The organism is Segatella copri (assembly GCF_003465495.1).
Classification (GTDB): domain Bacteria; phylum Bacteroidota; class Bacteroidia; order Bacteroidales; family Bacteroidaceae; genus Prevotella; species Prevotella copri_G.
The window spans coordinates 1-692 of the sequence record NZ_QSAV01000013.1; the positions used below are offsets into that span (position 1 = coordinate 1).

1 rRNA gene (running past one end of the window) is annotated in these 692 nt (G+C 49.1%); it reads left to right on the forward strand.

Annotated elements, in window-relative coordinates:
• The first annotated feature begins 86 nt into the window (after positions 1-86).
• A 23S ribosomal RNA gene (locus DWV53_RS05305) occupies positions 87-692 on the forward strand; it runs 2,519 nt beyond the window's last position.

A 692-nucleotide genomic window follows, 5' to 3' on the forward strand; every position in this document is an offset into this window, starting at 1 on the left:
TTTGTTAGAATACAGCTGAAAGTATGAGCTACTTATTCGTTGTCGAGTAATCAGCAATGATAAACGAGATAACAGATACAGTCGTAAAGAAAGTAAGAAAGGGCGTATGGCGGATGCCTAGGCTCACGGAGGCGATGAAGGACGTGATAAGCTGCGATAAGCTTCGGGTAGGTGCAAATAACCCTTGATCCGGAGATTTCCGAATGGGACAACCTAGCCGTCTGAAGGACGGTTACTCAATCTTCAAGATTGAGAGCTAACGCAGGGAACTGAAACATCTTAGTACCTGCAGGAAGAGAAAATAAATGAATGATTCCCCCAGTAGTGGCGAGCGAACGGGGAACAGCCCAAACCGTTGACGTCGCAAGGCGCCAGCGGGGTTGTAGGACCGCGACATTGTATGCAAATCGTGAACAGAACACTTTGGAAAATGTGACCATAGACGGTGATAGTCCAGTATGTGAAGCGAAATGCAGCATAGCGGTATCCTGAGTAACGCGGGACACGAGGAATCCTGCGCGAATCTGCCGGGACCATCCGGTAAGGCTAAATACTCCCGTGAGACCGATAGCGAACGAGTACTGTGAAGGAAAGGTGAAAAGAACCCCGAGCAGGGGAGTGAAATAGTTCCTGAAACCATACGCCTACAAGCGGTCGGAGCATCTTACGATGTGACGGCGTGCCTTTTGCAT